This is a genomic window from Promicromonospora sp. NFX87 (assembly GCF_048564965.1).
Lineage (GTDB): Bacteria > Actinomycetota > Actinomycetes > Actinomycetales > Cellulomonadaceae > Promicromonospora.
On sequence record NZ_CP183413.1, the window covers coordinates 5,498,963 to 5,515,255 of the forward strand.

Below are 16,293 nucleotides of genomic sequence, written 5' to 3' on the forward strand. Positions count from 1 at the left end.
ACCCCAGCAGGGAGCCGGGACTTGGAGGCTGGAATGCCGGTACGGAACAACCTGCGAACGAGGGCGTTCGCGTTGGCGGCTACGGGGGCGCTCGTGGTCCAGACTGGGATCGTGGCGGGTGCGATGTCGGCGGCGGGAGCTGAGGTGAGCCCTACGGCGTCGGACAACCAGATCACCCTGACCTCCTGGGACGGACGCCGGGAGCTGCTCCGGGGCGAGCGCGACGAGCTCCGGTTCGACGTGCACGGTGGGCTCTTCCTGGCCCGCGGCGGCGACCTCGTGGACTACACCGACCCGTTCGGCGACGGCACGCCCGTCACGTACGAGACCGGCACGTGGACCTCGCCGGTCGTCGAGGTCGGGTACCCGATCAAGCAGGCCGTTCCCTCCTGGAACGCGGACACCCCCACGGGCACCTGGGTCGAGGTGGAGTTCCGCGGCCGCAAGGCTGACGGGACCTGGACCAAGTGGTTCGTGATGGGCCGCTGGGCGTCGGGCGACGAGTTCGCGCCCGCTGACGGGCGCGTCGGCGACATCCACCGCACCTCCTTGAACGGCCAGGGCGACACCGACGCGGCCCTGTTCACCGACACGTTCGTCTCACGGGCCGGGTTCGAGCCGGACGCGTTCCAGACCCGGGCCCGGCTCTACCGGCCCGAGGGCGCCCGGACGTCGCCGCGCCTGGCGTCGGTGAGCACCATGACCAGCGAGAACCTGCCCGACGAGCACTACACGGGTACCAGCGACTTCACGCTCGGGCGCGAGGTGTCGCTCGACGTGCCGCAGTACAGCCAGAACATCCACCGCGGCGAGTACCCCGAGTTCGGGGGCGGCGGCCAGGTGTGGTGCTCGCCGACGTCGTCCACGATGGTCATCTACTCCTACGGACGCGAGGTGCCGGCCGAGGAGCTGGCGGACATCGTGGCCCCGAATGGTGACCCGCAGGTCGACTACGCCGCGATCAACACCTGGGACTACGCGTACGAGGGTGCCGGTAACTGGCCGTTCAACGCCGCCTACGCCAGCACGTTCGGGCTGAAGTCGTTCGTGACCCGGCTGCGCTCCCTCGCGGAGGCCGAGAGGTTCATCGAGGCGGGTATCCCGCTCACCTTCTCGATCAACTTCGACGAGGCGGAGATGCCCGAGGCCGGTTACAGCACCCCGGGGCACCTCGTCGTGCTGGTCGGGTTCACCGCGGACGGTGACCCGATCATCAACGACCCGAACAAGGCCAGCAACGAAGAGGTGCGACAGGTCTACACGCGCGAGAACTTCGAGCGTGTGTGGCAGACGTCGACCGACGGCGTCACGTACGTCTACCACCCGAAGCACGTGAGGCTGCCGGCCAACATGCCGGGCGTCACGCAGAACTGGTGACCCCAGGCCCCGCGAAGTAGAACCAGGGCGAGATAGAACTGCAGCGAAGTAGAACCCGAGCGCCAAGCCCTGGTTCTACTTCGCTGCAGTTCTATCTCGCCACAGTTCTATCTCGCCCTGGTTCTATCTCGGCGGGATCTGCTTCGGGGGCGAGGTGTATGTCGCCGACGTGTGGCCCTTCGCGGAGACTGTTACCTGGACGGTGAGCTCGGCGCCCTGGTCGAGGGCCGTCACCAGGTACCGGTCACCCTTCGCCCAGCGCACCGGCTCGCCGTCGCGCAGCCATCGGTACTCCACGTCCGCCTCGCCCGGGAGGTACGTGCCGGCGTCCGCGCGCAGGACCTTCCCCGGCTTGGCCCGGCCCTCGATGCTCGGCCCCGTCACGTCCGCCACCACGGGATCGTGGATCTCGACGTCGGCCGCGTTGACGAAGACGTACCGGTGCGCCAGCCAGAGCTGGTAGTAGACGTCGTCGCCGCGCACCACCGTGCGGTCGCCCGGACCCGTGCCGTCGAACGTGGTGGCTCGGTAGTAGTCGGACGCGACGTGGGCGTCGGCCACCGCGTAGGTCTGGCCCACCCCGACCGTGTACTCGATCGGGGTGACCGGCTGCACCGGGACGCCCGGGTACTTCGCGTAGGCCGCCGCCTCCGGGTAGGCCCTGCCGTAGACCGGCGCCGCGGCGTCGCCCGCCACCGTGACCGTCTTCGCCGTCGCCGGCACCACCACCGGGCGCTCTGCCGGGTTGTGCAGCCAGGCCAGCGAACCTGCCCACCACACACCCAGCCAGTCGCCCTCCACCTGGTCGACGACGAGCTTGTGCCCCGACTGCACGCGCGCGCTCACGTCGCTCGCGTACGTGGTCCCGTCCGACCCGTCCGGCATCCAGCCCGGGTCCTTCGCGAGCGGTGCGTCGGCCGACGGCGACTGGTGCAGGTACCGGAAGTTCGTCCCGGCGCCCGCTACGCACGCGCCCGAGCCCGGCGACGCCTCTTCGCAGCCCGTCACCGTGTTCGGGTTGTCGGCGTACCCGGTCCGCACCTCGACGACGTCGCCGGGCGCGACGTTCGTCGTCGTCTCCAGGTCGCCGCCGATCGGGGCACCGAGCAGCTCGAAGTAGTGGTCCCAGTCCCAGTAGGGGCCCGGGTCCCAGTGCACGCTCTTGGTGGACCCGGGCAGGGTGCCCGGCACCTGGTCGTGCCCGATGACGTGCGCCCGGTCGAGCGGGATGTCGTGCTCCGCCGCCAGGTGCCGGACCAGGTCCGCCGACGCCTGGTACATCGCCTCCGTGTACCAGGAACCCGTGCCCGCCCAGCCCTCGTGCTCCAGGCCTATCGAGTGCATGTTCAGGAACCAGTTGCCCGCGTGCCAGCCGACGTCGGCCGGGTCGAGGTGGTTCGCGACGTGCCCGTCCGAGGAGCGCAGCGTGTAGTTCCACGCCAGGTAGGTCGGGTCCTGCACCAGGTTGACCGAGGGCTGGTAGGCGGTCTCGGTGTCGTGGACCAGGATGTAGTCGAGCGACAGGCCGCCCGCGCCCGTGCGGTCGGCCTGGTCGTGGTTGCCGTAGTCCCCGGTGTTGTCCGGCAGGTCCGGGGATGCCTTCTCGTAGGGCGCGGGCAGCCACTCGCAGCCGAGCTCCTCGGGACAGTCGGTCTCCGGGTCGCTCGCGCTGGACGCCCGCGGCACGACGACGTCCCGGTTACCCGTGAGGATCACCGCACCGTCGGCAGGGGTGGTCGCACCCGCACCCTCCCTGAGGATTGTGTACACCCGTGTAGCGAAATCCTCGACGTCACTCATGCGGGACACTGCGTTCTCCCACTCCCCCAGGCTGTCCGAGGTCGTCCCGGCCGGGTCGACCTCGACGGCACCCTCGCGTATCGCCTGGGCCTGGTACGACGCGAGCAGGGCTGCACCGCCGCACACGTTGGCCTGCGACTCGGTCTTCAAGGCCTCCTCGCTGAGTCCGGTGAGGCCGGCCGCACGGACGATCTCGGGGGTGCCCTCGCGCGCCGGGCCCTTCTTGTCGTTGACGTCCGACAGCGGAAGGCCGTCGCCGTGCGCGTGACCGGGCCCGTGGTCACCCGCGAGGTTGAACACGCCGTAACCGCCGTCGGCGCTGGCCTGGCCGGTGTGCTGGTCCCAGCGCGACTCCATGTAGGACACGGCCTTGAGCAGGTCCCGCGGCACCCCGGTGGCCTCGGCCGCCGCCGAGAACGCCTCGTCGAGCGAGCCCGCGGCGAGGACTGCGTCGCACGCGACCACGCCGCCGTCGGGCGCAGCAGTCGGGGCCGCATCGGCCGCCGAGAGCGGTATGAGTGGAAGAAGCAGCCCGGCCGCTGCGGCCAGGGCTGTGGTGCGCCGTCGTGACGTCACGCGGAGTTCCTCTCGTCGGCCGTACATGGGGACGAGAGAATCACACCCGATCCGGGGGCGCATGAGAAGACCTGCGGGTTAAAAACCCGAGACCGGGACGCGGAGCGTCAGAGGCGGACGAGCACCTGGGTGCGGCCCAGGACCTTTGCCCCGTCGACCGTGACGGCGAGGTCCACGCGGACGGTGCCGGCCTCGGTGTCGATCACGCCGATGGTGCCCGTGACGTCGATCGACGCGCTGCCCGGGTTGGGCACCTCGACGGGCTTGGTGAACCTCGTCTGGTAGTCGACGACGGCCCCCGGGTCGCCCGCCCAGTCCGAGACCAGGCCGACGACGGTGCCCATCGTGAGCATGCCGTGCGCGATCACGCCGGGCAGGCCTGCGTCCACTGCGAACTTGTCGTTCCAGTGGATCGGGTTGAGGTCGCCGCTCGCACCCGCGTAGCGGACGAGGGCCGCGCGGTCGAAGGCGACCGTGCGCGTGCCGATCACGTCGCCCACTGCGAGGTCGGCGATGTCGGGGCGGCTCATGCGTCAGCCCCTCGGATCGCCAGCGTGGACGTGACGGTGGCGACGGGCTCGCCGAGGCTTTCGGCCTCGGGGGACGGCACCTCGATGCTCTCCGGGATCGCGTAGATCTCGCAGCGGGTGGTCACCATGCTGATGGCCCCGCGGGAGACGACCCGGTCCACGTGCAGCACCGTCGTCAGCTCGTCGCCTGCGACGATCGGGCGGTGGTGCGTGAAGCGCTCGTCCGCGTGCACCACACGGGAGAAGTCGATGTCGGCCTCGGGGTCGCTGATGTACTGCGACTCCGCGCGCTGCGCGACGACGACGGCGAACGTCGGCGGGGCGACCAGGTCCTGATAGCCAGAACCCCGCGCCGCCACGAGATCGTGGTGCGCGGGGTGCGTGGCACCGACGGCACTGGCGAACTCGCGGATCTTCTCGCGGCCTACGGAGTAGGGAGCGTTGGCCGGGTAGACCCGGCCCTCGAAGTCAGCGTTCGCCACGTCGGTGAGGTTGCTACCGAGACTCAGCGAGTCTCGCGGTGCGACGTGTGCTTGCCACAGCGCGGGCAGAACTTCGCCAGCTCCAGGCGGTCGGGGTCGTTACGACGGTTCTTCTTCGTGATGTAGTTCCGCTCCTTGCAGTCCACGCATGCGAGCGTGATCTTCGGGCGGACATCCGCACTCTTGCTTGCCATGGCTCTCACCTCCGCGCCTCGAGAGGGAGGCGCCATGTGTCTTCTCGTCGTCCGGCATAGGGACGCCGAACGGATGTACTTGCTTGGTAGCGAGGGCGGGGCTCGAACCCGCGACCTCACGATTATGAGTCGTGCGCTCTGACCAGCTGAGCTACCCCGCCGCGCGTGACTGAACGCGAGGCCGTCCGCCGTTGTTCCCTCCTCAGTATCACTGCTGAGAGAAACGGACGACCCCGCGTCGATCACAGAGCCCCGAAAGGGAATCGAACCCTTGACCTTCTCCTTACCATGGAGACGCTCTGCCGACTGAGCTATCGGGGCGGCGAGGAAGACTCTACATGCCCTCCGGCCTGGCGTGAAATCGAATCGGGTGTGAGTTGTGCCGCGTCGCCCAGGAGCCCTGGTGGCGCGCGCCCTGGACCGCCTTGAGCGGTTCACGGACGAGACACGGCAGGGGACCGAAGTCGGCCGGGAACGAGAACAGGGCGCCATCCCTGAGGATGACGCCCTGCTCGTCGCGGTGGCGGATGAGGGATTCGAACCCCCGTAGGCTGTGCCAGCTGATTTACAGTCAGCCCCCTTTGGCCGCTCGGGTAATCCGCCGCGAACGGGTCCAACCATAGCCCCCAACCGGCCGCCGCGAGAAATCGAAAAGAGGCCTCGGCCTGGTGACGCGCCCCACAGGGCTCGCCGTGATCCGGTCCGGCGCCCGGGACCTATCGTGACGGCGTGACACAACAACAAGATCGCTGGGGTCTGCCCCTCGGCGTCGGGGCCTACCTGGCCTGGGGCGGCATGCCGCTGTTCTTCCCGCTGCTGGAGCCGGCGGGTGCCCTGGAGATCGTGGCGCACCGCATCGTGTGGAGCCTGCTCTTCTGCCTGATCGCGCTCGCCGTGCTGCGCCAGCTGGGTGACTTCCGCACCGCCCTGCGTTCGCCGCGCATCCTGGGCACGTTCGCCGTCGCGGCGGTGCTGATCGTCGTCAACTGGGGCGTGTACGTGTACGCCGTGCTCAGCGACCGCGTGCTCGACGCCGCCCTGGGCTACTTCATCAACCCGATCGTCACGGTGCTGCTCGGCGTGCTGGTGCTCCGGGAACGGCTGCGGCCCGCGCAGTGGGTCGCGATCGGCTTCGGCGCCGCGTCGGTGGTCGTGCTGTCCACCGGGCTGGGCGGACTGCCCTGGATCTCGCTGTGCCTCGCGCTGTCGTTCGGCCTGTACGGGCTCGCGAAGAACCGGGTCGGGCGCACCGTCCAGGCACTGCCCGGACTGGCCGTCGAGACGGTGGTCGCGACGCCGTTCGCGCTCGCCTACCTCCTCTGGCTCGGCAGCTCCGGTACGTTCACCGGGCACGGCGCCGGCCACTCGCTGCTGCTCATGTCGACGGGCGTGATCACCGCCCTGCCCCTGCTCATGTTCAGCGCCGCGGCGCGGCGTCTCCCGCTGTCCGTGGTCGGGATGCTGCAGTACCTGGCTCCCGCCCTCCAGTTCCTGGTGGGGCTGCTCGTGTTCGGCGAGCACATGCCCGCCGCACGCTGGGCCGGGTTCGTGCTGGTGTGGGTGGCGCTGGCGCTGCTCACCGTGGACGGGATCCGGCAGGCTCGGCGGACGCCGCGGCCGGGGCTGGACTGATCCGGCCGGCCGTTGGTCGGGCTCGGCGGGGTCTCGACAAGCTCGACCAACGGGGCCCGACCGACGGGGCCCGACCAACGGGTGACTCGACGAACAGGGTCGCTCAGTAGCCGGTGCCGGCCACCTGGCGGGTCGTCACGTTGAGGCGGTTGTAGAGGTTGGTCACCCCGACGTAGAGCACGAGCGCCGCGAGCCCCTGCTCGTCGTAGTGCTCCGACGCACGCGCCCAGACGGCGTCGGGCACCGGGTCCGGGCTGTCGGCGAGGCGCGTCACGGCCTCGGCCAGTTCGAGCGCCGCGCACTCGGCGTCGGACAGGTAGGGCGACTCACGCCACGCGGAGACCGAGGCGAGTCGGTCCTCGGACTCGCCGGCCTTGCGCGCCTGCCGCATCCCGTAGTCGATGCACCAGCCGCACCCGTTGATCTGGCTGGCGCGGAGGTGCACCAGCTCGAGCGTGGTCGCCGGGACGCCCTGCCCGTGGACCAGCTGCCCCAGCGCGCCCAGGTGCTTCACCGCGCCCGGCACGAGCAGCGCCGGGCTCGTCATCCGGGAGGTCAGCGTCCGCAGGTGCGGGGTCGTGGACGCCTCGGGAACGAAGTCGTGCGTGGTGGTCTCGGTGGTCATCGTGGCCCTCTCGTCATGGCCGGGGTGCCGGCCGGTCACATCGGCGCCCTGCGCGCCGTCACACTCCTGACGACCCCGAGAACGAGGATGTGACGGATGAACCCCGACGAGCTCGCCACCGCCTTCGAGCAGCACCGGCCCCGCCTGCGCGCGGTCGCGTACCGGATGCTCGGCAATCCCGACGACGCTGACGACGCGCTGCAGGAGGCCTGGCTGCGGCTGAACCGCACCGGCGACGCCGAGATCGACAACCTCGCCGCCTGGCTGACCACCGTCACCGGCCGGATCTGCCTCGACATGCTGCGCTCCCGGTCGACCCGTCGCGAGGCACCGCTGCCGTCGGGCCTGCCCGACGACCCCGGGCCCGAGCTTCCCCACGACGACGCCCCCGACCCCGCGCAGGAGGCCGAGCTGGCCGACGTCGTCGGGCTGGCCATGCAGATCGTGCTGCAGAGCCTCGACCCGGCCGAACGCCTGGCGTTCGTGCTGCACGACCTGTTCGCCGTCCCCTACGAGCAGATCGCGCCGGTGCTGGGCCGCTCGGTCACAGCGTCACGCCAGCTCGCGAGCCGCGGACGGCGGCGGGTGCAGTCCGGTGCGGCGGCTCAGGACGCCACCGGGGCTGGGTCCGGCTCCCGGACCGCCGCCGAGACCCGGACCGACCGGCAGGTGGTCGAGGCGTTCCTCACGGCGTCCCGCACGGGTGACCTCGCGGGCCTCCTGGCCGTGCTCGCACCGGACGTGGTCCTGCGGGCCGACCAGACCGCCGTCGAGACGGCGGCGGCATCCGCCGACAAGGGCGCTCCCCTGCTGGCGCGTGAGGTGCGCGGGGCCGCGGCGGTCGCGGAGTCGTTCCGGGGACGGGCGGGAGGCGCCGTTCCCGCGCTCGTCGGCGGGTCCGTCGGGTTCACGTGGGCGCCGGGCGGCACGCCGCGCGCCGTGTTCGCGGTGGTCGTGCACGACGGGCGGATCGCCTCCGTCGACCTGGTGGGTGACCCGGCCGCCATCGCCGTGCTGGGTGTGGAGCTGCTGGGCTGACCGCCCGCGGGGCTGCGGCGATGGCCGTGTCGGTGGCGGATGGCAGGGTGTGCGCATGAACGCTCCTCGCACAGTGGTGGCCGGACCGGCGGCGTGGAACACGCTGGTCCGGCTCGATCAGCTGCCCGACCCCAGGCCGCACGCCGTGTTCGCGCGTGGCACGGTGCGGACGCTGGGCGGTACGAGCGCGGGCAAGGTCCTGCACCTCGCGGATCTGGGGATCGCGAGCACGCTCGCCACCGACGTCGGGACCGATCCGGAGGGTGACCTGATCCTCGCGGCGCTCGAACGTGCTCGGGGTGCCGAGGTCCTCGGCCGCCGCGTGGCCGGACCCTCGGAGCAGCACCTGAACCTGATGACCGACGCCGGCGAGCGCCTCTCGATCTACCTCGCCACGCCCGCGGCATCACCCGGGCCCGACGCGACGGCCGTGGCTCGCGTGTCCACCGCTGAGCACGTGGTGCTGGACCTGAGCGCCGTCGGGCTGAGCCTGCTACCCGCCGCCGTGGCGAGCGGGGCGACGCTCTGGACCGACCTGCACGACTACGACGGCGTGGCCGAGTTCCACCGGCCGTTCGCCGACGCGTGCTCGTACGTCTTCCTCAACGACGACGGCACGGAGGATCACCGGGCCCTGATGACGTCGCTGCTGGAGCGGGGGGCGAGCACGGTCGTGTGCACGCTCGGCGCACGCGGCGCCGTCGCGCGGACCGCCGAGGGCTGGTTCGAGTGCCCCGCCGAGCCCGTCGACGTCGTCGACACGAACGGTGCGGGCGACGCGTTCTTCGCCGGGTTCTTCGCCGCCCACGTCAGCGGCGCGGGCACCGCGGAATGCCTCAGGGCGGGCGCACGCCAGGCCACTCGCGCCCTGACCACTGCCCATCTCTCCCCGCTCCTCGACGAGCGACCTGTGTTGTGAGCGCGACCGGCGCGTTCGCGTAGGCGCATGGGCCGCGCTCACAACAAGAGCCCCTTCGGGGGTCAGCTCACCGCACGGAAGGTTGCGTCCGCGCGGCCGGTCGCGTCGGTGATCGTGTCGAGCCGGAGCACGTAGCCGTAGTGCCTGAGGTACCGGTCGGGGAAGTTGTAGGACTGGTACGACGTCCAGGAGGACGAGGCCAGCCCGGGGACGGCCCGGAAGCTGGCGTCGGACCGGAAGGTCGCCGTCCCGTCGTAGCGGGCCAGGGTGAGGTCGAGGTCCCAGTGCCGCAGGTAGTGGTCGGGGTGGTTCACGGACTGGAACGAGACGGTCCCGCTGCCGGCCAGGCCCGGGACGATCCGCCACTGGCCGTCCTGGGCGGGTGAGACGTTGGGGTCGATCCGCACGTCGTAGTTGGCGTGGCGCAGGTACCGGTCCTGGAAGTTGTAGGACTGGACGCGGCTGACCGCCGTGCTCGCCCAGCGGCCGAGAACCCGGCTCCGCTCGGCCGCGGTGATCTGCAGGATCGATCCGTGCCGCTTCCGCGTGCCGCCCAGGTTGTACGAGCTCACCGTCTGGAAGTTCTGCGTGCTGCCGAGGTTGGTCGAGCGGATCGGCATGTAGCCGCGGCTGGTCGCGTACTGGTCGAGCCACAGCGCCCAGGAGGTGCCGTTGTTGAATGGCATCCACATGGGGCCCTCGACGACGTTCCCGCCGCCGGTGCCGTTGGAGATGCCCATGTGGGACAGGTTCCCGATGGTGGTCCACGTGCCGAGGATCGAGTTGCTGCCCTCGATGGTGATGTGGCCGTCGGCGGACGCGCGGTAGTACCGGTAGCCGCCGACGCTCGTCGGGGACTCCACGATCTGGGTGTCGATGATGCCCTGCGTGCTGCTGGGCCGGTCGATGTAGAGCTGCGCGGTGCTGAAGGTCCGGAAGTCCCGCGTGCGCGAGTAGTAGATGCGGTGCTTGGTGACGCCGTCGCGGGGCGCGTTCGTCGCCCAGTAGACGACGTAGTCGCCGGTGGCGGGGTCGTAGATCGCCTCGGGCGCCCACGCGTTGCCCGCACCGGGGATCCCGCCCGCCACGTTGACGAGCCGGGGCTCCGACCAGTCCACCAGGTTGGTGGACTCCCAGACGACGAGCGACGTGCTGCCGCGGTTGGCGGCGTCCGACCAGGACGTCCCGCTCGCGATGCGCAGGTCGGTCGCGATGATCCAGTACCGGTCGCCCTGCGGTGAGCGGACGATCGCGGGGTCCCGGACGCCGCGGGTGCCGACCGTCGACACGACCACCGGTGCGCCGTTGTTCAGGTCGGACCAGTTCAGGCCGTCGGTGCTGTGGGCGAGGTAGATCTGCTCGCCGCTGGTGGACTCGCCGGTGAAGTGCGCCATCAGGTACCCGGTGAACGGGTCGAGGGCGGCCGCGCGCTGCGCCGTGGCGACGACCCACGTGCAGGTCAGCAGGGCCAGGACGGCGAGCATCGCGACGGTGGCGGTCATGCTGCGCCGCAGCGCGACGACGGGACTCGCTGGCGCGGTTTTTCGGGTGCTGCTCATGGTTCTCTCCTTTGAGGACCTTGCGGAAGACGGGCGACGGCGCCCGGCGTCGTGCACGAACGCCTGATGTTAGCGCTCACAACGGGCGTGCGGAAGGCGCTTCCCGACTCTTCCTGGAACGAGACGTGCAACCAAGGGTTGCGCGTCTCTGTTCGTCGACCTAGAGTCACATGCAACCAAAGGTTGCATTACTGACACTGGAGGAACTGAGATGGTCGACATCCTGCACCGGGTCGGCGCGCTGGCGCCGCTGGAGAAGGTCTACGAGGCGATCGCGACGCCCGACGGTGTCGCAAGCTGGTGGACGAAGGACACCACGGGCGAAGGGACGGTCGGCAGCACGCTGACGACGACCTTCAACGACGCCGCCGGGAAGCGGCTCGGCGCCTTCGAGCTCGAGATCACGGAGCTCGACCCGGCGGGGTCGGTGGACTGGCTGGTCACCGCCGGGCCGGACGAGTGGATCGGCACGCACATCCACTTCGACCTCAAGGAGGAGGACGGGTTCACGATCGTCCTGTTCGGCCACACCGGCTGGAAGGAGCCGGTCGAGTTCATGAACCACTGCAGCACCAAGTGGGCCACCTTCCTGATGAGCCTCAAGCGGTTCGTCGAGACCGGCACGGGTGAGCCGTCGCCGCACGACGTGCAGATCAGCAACTGGCACTGACAACGTGGTCTCCTTGCACCCGGACACGACGAGAGGCTGGTCGGCGATGGAGTACGGCACGATCGAGCGAGAGATCTACATCGAGGCCTCACCCGAGGTCGTCTTCGACGTGGTGAGCAACCCCGAGCACGTGCGGGAGTGGTGGTCCGACGAGGCGGAGTTCGGCCCCGAGCCTGGGAAGCCGGGCTGGGTCGGCTTCGGGGACCTCACCCAGGACGGCCACAGGGCTCAGCTCACGGTCGCCGACGCGGTGCCGTACACGCACTTCTCGTTCCGCTGGACCCACGAGGAGGGCGAGGTGGCCGCCCCGGGGAACTCGAACCTGGTCGTCTTCGAGCTGGTGCCCTCGGGCGGCGGCACCCTCCTGAAGTTCACCGAGAGCGGCTTCCGCGAGCGCGGCTGGGACGAGGCGAAGGCCGCCGCCGAGCACGCCGACCACAGCACCGGCTGGGACCACTTCCTGCCGAGGCTCGGCGCGTACGCCGCGACGGCGGGCGCGAGCACGTGAGCGTGGCGGTGGACGACGACCTCTGGTCGGCGATCGGCGACCCCACCCGTCGGCGCCTGATCGACCTGCTGCTGAGCGACGGCCACGGGACGGCGACGAGCCTGAGCGAGCGGCTGCCCGTGACCCGGCAGGCCGTGGCGAAACACCTTGGCGTGCTCGACCACGCCGGCCTGGTGCACGGCACCACGGCCGGCCGGGAGAAGCTGTACCGGGTCGACCAGGAGCAGCTCGCCCGCGCCGTCGGGCAGCTCATGGACGTCGGCACGGCCTGGGACGGCCGCCTCGGCCGCATCCGCCGGATCGCCGAACGCATCCAGCGCGAGGCAGGCGCGACGGCCGATACGGGGACCGGCGTGGAGCCGTCCCCCTGAGCCGAGCTCACCGACGCGGCCGGAGAGCTCCGTCCAGTGCGGACGCCAGCTCTTCGGCCACGCCGTCGGCGTCATGGTGCCCGACGACGGCGTCCGCGCTCGCCAGCACGTCGCGGTGGGCGTTCGCGACGGCGATGCCGCGGCCCGCCCAGGTGAGCATCGGCAGGTCGTTGGGCATGTCGCCGAACGCCCAGACGTCGGCGGCGTCGACGCCCAGCCGTGCGCACCAGCGGGCCAGCGCGGCGGCCTTGTCGACGCCGACCGGCATGAGCTCGGCCAGGCCGACGGCGCCCGAGTACGCGAGCTGCGCGTGCGGCCCGACGGCGCCCCGGACCGCGGCGAAGAACTGCTCCTGCGCGAGCCGGATCTCCTCCGGCGGGTCGAGGATGATCCCGGGCGGCGGGATGTAGGCGGGGTCGAGCGCGAGGATCTTGGACACCGGCCCCGGCGTGCCGACGGCGCGGAGCGTGTCCTCGACCGGAACGGACCAGAGCGCGGGGTCGAGCGCCGGCTCGCGGTTCGGGTAGTGCGGGTCGAACGCGACGCCGTCGGGCCGCTCGAAGGCGAGCGCCGCGTGCGGCAGTGCGGCCCGGATCCCGGTGACCACGGCACGCACCGCGTCGTCGTCGAACCCACAGGTGTCGAGGGTCTCGCCGGAGGCGAGGTCGAGCACGCAGGCCCCGCCGATGCAGATGACGCGGCCGTGGCCGCCCACGGCGTCGGCGAGGTGGGTGATCCAGCGCGGCGGGCGGGCGGTCACGAAGACCACCTCGACGCCGGCCGCGTCCAGGTCGGCGAGGACCTGCCGGGTGCGGTCGGAGACCTTGCCGTCGCTGCGCAGCAGCGTCCCGTCGAGATCGGTGGCGACCACGCGGGGCAGGCCTGTCGAGCTGATGTCCGTGCTGACCACCTCCTGGGGGAGACCATAGGTTAACGCCCTTGGCAGACCGGGCGGGATCGGGGCCGCCGTCAGGCGAACGCCAGCGCTGCCACCGACACGAGCGCCGACACGACGAGCAGGCAGAGGACGACACGCTCGTACCGCGCGCTGCCGAAGGCATGGAACGCCCTCGACCCCACCAGCTGGCCGAGCAGCGCGGCTCCGACGAGGGGAAGCCAGTACTCGTACGTCTCCCAGGTCCCGGCGAGCACCAGCGACGCGACGCTCAGCGGGAGGCGCACGAGCGAGACCGTGACGAGCGTGTCGCGCATCGCGTGCGGCTTCAGGTCCCGGTGGACCAGGTAGTAGACGCTCGGCGGACCGCCGAGCGAGGTCGAGGTGCTCAGCGCACCCGAGAGAAGTCCGGCGGGCACCGCCCATCCGGGCCGGACGGCGACGCCCCGCTCCCGCGAGCGCAGCCTCAGGACCACCGCGCCGATCACCACGCAGGCCACGAAGATCTGGAGGCCGGACGCCGGCAACCAGGCGAGCAGCCACGCGCCGGCCAGCATGCCCGGCACCGACCAGCCGGCCAGCGCCCACACCTCGCGGGCGACCGGGCGCGGCAGGCTGCGCCGCATCGCGAGGATCGCGACGTCGCAGACGGTGCCGGTGATGATGATCGTCGAGACCGCCTCCGCGCCCCCGATGGTCGCGGCGAGCAGCGGGGCGCTCAGCAGCGCGAACCCGAATCCTGACAGCGACTGCAGCGCGGCACTCACGAAGATCAGCCCGAAGAGCGCACCGACCAGTACTGCGCCGTCAGGGAGCACCGGCTCAGGCGGCGGCCGGTCCAGCGCCGGGCAGCCCCGCGGCGGGCAGGATGATCTTGTCGATCATGGATACCAGGAACTCGCGGTCGACAGGTTTGCCCAGCATGAGCACGCGGTAGGCGACCATCGCCGGAGAGATCATGCACAGCTGCTCGACGTCGACGTCCGCCGAGATCTCGCCGCGCTCGATCGCACGCCGGAAGAAGGTGCGGCTGATGGAGGCGCGCGGCTCGACGAGCGCATTCTGGGCGGCGGCGGCAAGCTCCGGACTGCGGGCGATCATCGACGCGATTCCGGCCATCACCTTGAGCTTGCGCTCGCTCTCGCGGATGGTCGGCGTCTTGATCATCGCGACGAGGTCGCCGCGGAGCGTGCCCGTATCCGGCAGTGCGTCGAGATCGATGTCACGCGACTTCATGCACACGACGGCGTCGAGCACGAGGTCGGCCTTGGACGGCCACCTGCGGTAGAGGGTCGCCTTTCCCGCCTTGGCCCGCGTGGCGACCATGTCGATGGTCATCCCGTCGTAGCCCGTCTCGGCCAGAACGTCGAGCGCGACCTCCAGGATCTCCGGATCGCGGGTGTGGTCCCTCTTGCGCCCGAGGCGCGGTTTCGCCTCGACATCCTCGATCTGCGTCATCGCAGCCGCCTCCTCTCTGTCCGACTCGACCTTACCGTCAGGTGAATTAATGAACCAGCCATATCCGGAACTGCTCGGTACCGTATATGGTGGCAGGCATGTCCGATACCTCAACACCCGCGACAACACCCGCGACCGACCGGCGGCGCTGGATCACGCTCGTCGTGGTCGGGCTCGCACAGCTCATGGTCGTGCTCGACGCGACAGTCGTGAACATCGCGCTCCCGTCGGCCCAGGCCGACCTCGGCTTCTCGGACGGTGAGCGCCAGTGGGTCATCACCGCCTACTCCCTCGCCTTCGCGAGCCTGCTCCTGCTCGGCGGGCGCCTCTCCGACCTCATCGGCCGCAAGCGCACCTTCGTCATCGGGCTCATCGGCTTCGCTGTCGCCTCGGCCCTTGGCGGTGCGGCAGGCTCGTTCGAGCTGCTGGTAGCCGCCCGCGCGCTGCAGGGCGTGTTCGGCGCGCTGCTCGCCCCCACCGCGCTCGCCGTGCTGACGACCACCTTCACCGTCCCGAAGGAACGCGCCCGCGCCTTCGGCGTCTTCGGCGCGATCGCCGGGGCCGGTGGTGCCGTCGGGCTGCTGCTCGGCGGTGTCCTGACGGAGACTCTCGACTGGCGCTGGAACCTCTACATCAACGTCTTCATCGCCGCGTTCGCCCTTGTCGGTGCGTTCGTCTTCATCCCGCGCGTCACGCGGACCGGCCCGCGGCCGAGGCTGGACGTCCCGGGCACGCTGCTCGTGTCGGGCGCGCTCTTCGGCCTCGTCTACGGCTTCTCGAACGCCGAGACCGGTGGCTGGGACGCGCCCCTGACCTGGGGCATGCTGGCGGGCGCTGCCGTGCTGCTGACCGCGTTCGTCGTCTGGCAGGCGCGGGCGACCCACCCGCTCCTGCCGCTCTCGATAGTCCTCGACCGGAACCGTGGCGCCGCGTACCTCTCGGTGCTGATCGCGGGCGCGGGGATGTTCGGCATCTTCCTCTTCGTCACCTACTACCTGCAGCTCACGCTCGGGTACTCACCGATCCAGACGGGCCTGTCGTTCCTGCCCATGATCGGGATGCTCGTGCTCGCCGCACAGCTCGGCACCAACCTGTTCGTGCCCCGGTTCGGCCCCAAGCTCATGGTGCCGGTCGGCATGACGCTGGGCGCGATCGGCATGGTCGACCTCACGTTCCTGGACGCCTCCAGCACGTACGTGCCGAACGTCCTCGCCCCGCTGATGATCATCGGCTTCGCGATGGGCACGATCATGCCCGCGTCGATGCAGACCGCCACGCTCGGGGTGGACCGGCAGTTCGCCGGCGTCGCGTCGGCGATGGTGAACACGAGCCAGCAGGTGGGTGGCTCGATCGGCACGGCGCTGCTCAACACGCTGGCCGCCACCGCCGCGGCCGACTACCTCGCGGCCCACGCACCCGTCACCGAGGCAGTCGGCGTGCAGGCGGCGATCACCAGCTACTCGACCGCGTACTGGTGGGGCGCCGGGTTCTTCGCCGTGGGCGCGGTGCTGTCGGCGCTGCTGTTCCGTCGCCGCGGCGACGGCCTGTCGCTCGCCCATGCCGCCGCCGAGCGGCCGCCGGCCGAGCGCGTACCGGAGCCGGTGGCCGCGAGCTGAGCAGGTCGCCGTCGTCTGAGCCCTCGCCGCGGCCCGAACCCGC

The 16,293-nt window shown here is 70.9% G+C and carries 17 protein-coding genes and 3 tRNA genes; 8 read left to right on the plus strand and 12 right to left on the minus strand.

Annotated elements, in window-relative coordinates; translation table 11 throughout:
- Positions 1–93 precede the first annotated feature (93 nt).
- Complete coding sequence (locus ACNYC2_RS24665) at positions 94–1,377, plus strand: C39 family peptidase (protein ID WP_419704285.1); 1,284 nt, start codon at positions 94–96, stop codon at positions 1,375–1,377.
- 123 nt (positions 1,378–1,500) lie between these two features.
- On the opposite strand, the gene ACNYC2_RS24670 is transcribed toward ACNYC2_RS24665, so the two are convergent.
- The 7 genes from ACNYC2_RS24670 to ACNYC2_RS24700 form a co-directional block, all read right to left on the minus strand.
- Positions 1,501–3,753: an N-acetylmuramoyl-L-alanine amidase gene (locus ACNYC2_RS24670; RefSeq protein ID WP_419704286.1), complete on the minus strand. Its 2,253-nt coding sequence runs from the start codon at positions 3,751–3,753 to the stop codon at positions 1,501–1,503.
- A 107-nt stretch (positions 3,754–3,860) separates the two neighbouring features.
- Positions 3,861–4,283: a MaoC family dehydratase gene (locus ACNYC2_RS24675; protein WP_419704287.1), complete on the minus strand. Its 423-nt coding sequence runs from the start codon at positions 4,281–4,283 to the stop codon at positions 3,861–3,863.
- Complete coding sequence (locus ACNYC2_RS24680; protein WP_419704288.1) at positions 4,280–4,765, minus strand: FAS1-like dehydratase domain-containing protein; 486 nt, start codon at positions 4,763–4,765, stop codon at positions 4,280–4,282. The genes ACNYC2_RS24675 and ACNYC2_RS24680 overlap by 4 nt, the downstream gene beginning before the upstream one ends.
- A 23-nt stretch (positions 4,766–4,788) precedes the next feature.
- Complete coding sequence (rpmG, locus tag ACNYC2_RS24685; protein WP_013837798.1) at positions 4,789–4,959, minus strand: 50S ribosomal protein L33; 171 nt, start codon at positions 4,957–4,959, stop codon at positions 4,789–4,791.
- A gap of 84 nt (positions 4,960–5,043) precedes the next feature.
- A tRNA-Met gene (locus ACNYC2_RS24690) sits at positions 5,044–5,120 on the minus strand.
- A gap of 87 nt (positions 5,121–5,207) precedes the next feature.
- Positions 5,208–5,280: transfer RNA gene (locus tag ACNYC2_RS24695), tRNA-Thr, on the minus strand.
- A gap of 200 nt (positions 5,281–5,480) precedes the next feature.
- Positions 5,481–5,562: transfer RNA gene (locus ACNYC2_RS24700), tRNA-Tyr, on the minus strand.
- A 126-nt stretch (positions 5,563–5,688) separates the two neighbouring features.
- Between ACNYC2_RS24700 and rarD the strand changes: the two genes are divergently transcribed.
- Positions 5,689–6,591, plus strand: coding sequence for an EamA family transporter RarD (gene rarD / locus ACNYC2_RS24705; protein ID WP_419704289.1), 903 nt, complete (start codon positions 5,689–5,691; stop codon positions 6,589–6,591).
- Positions 6,592–6,694: 103 nt separating this feature from the next.
- On the opposite strand, the gene ACNYC2_RS24710 is transcribed toward rarD, so the two are convergent.
- Positions 6,695–7,216 (minus strand): carboxymuconolactone decarboxylase family protein, encoded by a 522-nt coding sequence (locus ACNYC2_RS24710; protein ID WP_419704290.1) that lies wholly within the window; start codon positions 7,214–7,216, stop codon positions 6,695–6,697.
- Positions 7,217–7,312: 96 nt separating this feature from the next.
- Between ACNYC2_RS24710 and ACNYC2_RS24715 the strand changes: the two genes are divergently transcribed.
- Complete coding sequence (locus ACNYC2_RS24715) at positions 7,313–8,254, plus strand: sigma-70 family RNA polymerase sigma factor (protein WP_419704291.1); 942 nt, start codon at positions 7,313–7,315, stop codon at positions 8,252–8,254.
- Between the two features lie 55 nt (positions 8,255–8,309).
- Entirely contained in the window at positions 8,310–9,173 is an 864-nt protein-coding gene (locus ACNYC2_RS24720) for a carbohydrate kinase family protein (protein WP_419704292.1), read from the plus strand.
- Positions 9,174–9,235: 62 nt separating this feature from the next.
- Here ACNYC2_RS24720 and ACNYC2_RS24725 read toward each other — a convergent pair whose 3' ends face one another.
- A complete protein-coding gene (locus ACNYC2_RS24725; RefSeq protein ID WP_419704293.1) occupies positions 9,236–10,732 on the minus strand; it encodes a glycoside hydrolase family 43 protein in 1,497 nt (498 codons plus the stop codon).
- Between the two features lie 211 nt (positions 10,733–10,943).
- On the opposite strand from ACNYC2_RS24725, the gene ACNYC2_RS24730 reads away from it, so the two are divergent.
- The 3 genes from ACNYC2_RS24730 to ACNYC2_RS24740 are packed head-to-tail and all read left to right on the plus strand — an operon-like array spanning position 10,944 to position 12,281.
- On the plus strand, positions 10,944–11,402 hold the full coding sequence (locus tag ACNYC2_RS24730) for an SRPBCC family protein (RefSeq protein WP_419704294.1): 459 nt from the start codon (positions 10,944–10,946) through the stop codon (positions 11,400–11,402).
- A 46-nt stretch (positions 11,403–11,448) separates the two neighbouring features.
- Complete coding sequence (locus ACNYC2_RS24735) at positions 11,449–11,910, plus strand: SRPBCC domain-containing protein (protein ID WP_419704295.1); 462 nt, start codon at positions 11,449–11,451, stop codon at positions 11,908–11,910.
- Entirely contained in the window at positions 11,907–12,281 is a 375-nt protein-coding gene (locus ACNYC2_RS24740) for an ArsR/SmtB family transcription factor (RefSeq protein ID WP_419704296.1), read from the plus strand. Before ACNYC2_RS24735 ends, ACNYC2_RS24740 begins: the two co-directional genes overlap by 4 nt.
- A 7-nt stretch (positions 12,282–12,288) precedes the next feature.
- Here ACNYC2_RS24740 and ACNYC2_RS24745 read toward each other — a convergent pair whose 3' ends face one another.
- Genes ACNYC2_RS24745 through ACNYC2_RS24755 form a run of 3 tightly spaced genes read right to left on the minus strand, consistent with a single transcriptional unit; the run spans position 12,289 to position 14,634 of the window.
- The gene (locus tag ACNYC2_RS24745; protein WP_419704297.1) at positions 12,289–13,191 is read right to left on the minus strand and encodes an HAD family hydrolase; all 903 of its coding nucleotides are present in this window, start codon (positions 13,189–13,191) and stop codon (positions 12,289–12,291) included.
- Positions 13,192–13,250: 59 nt separating this feature from the next.
- The gene (locus tag ACNYC2_RS24750; RefSeq protein WP_419704298.1) at positions 13,251–13,994 is read right to left on the minus strand and encodes a sulfite exporter TauE/SafE family protein; all 744 of its coding nucleotides are present in this window, start codon (positions 13,992–13,994) and stop codon (positions 13,251–13,253) included.
- 4 nt (positions 13,995–13,998) lie between these two features.
- On the minus strand, positions 13,999–14,634 hold the full coding sequence (locus tag ACNYC2_RS24755) for a TetR/AcrR family transcriptional regulator (protein ID WP_419704299.1): 636 nt from the start codon (positions 14,632–14,634) through the stop codon (positions 13,999–14,001).
- Positions 14,635–14,732: 98 nt separating this feature from the next.
- On the opposite strand from ACNYC2_RS24755, the gene ACNYC2_RS24760 reads away from it, so the two are divergent.
- Positions 14,733–16,250: an MFS transporter gene (locus ACNYC2_RS24760; protein ID WP_419704300.1), complete on the plus strand. Its 1,518-nt coding sequence runs from the start codon at positions 14,733–14,735 to the stop codon at positions 16,248–16,250.
- Positions 16,251–16,293 lie beyond the last annotated feature (43 nt).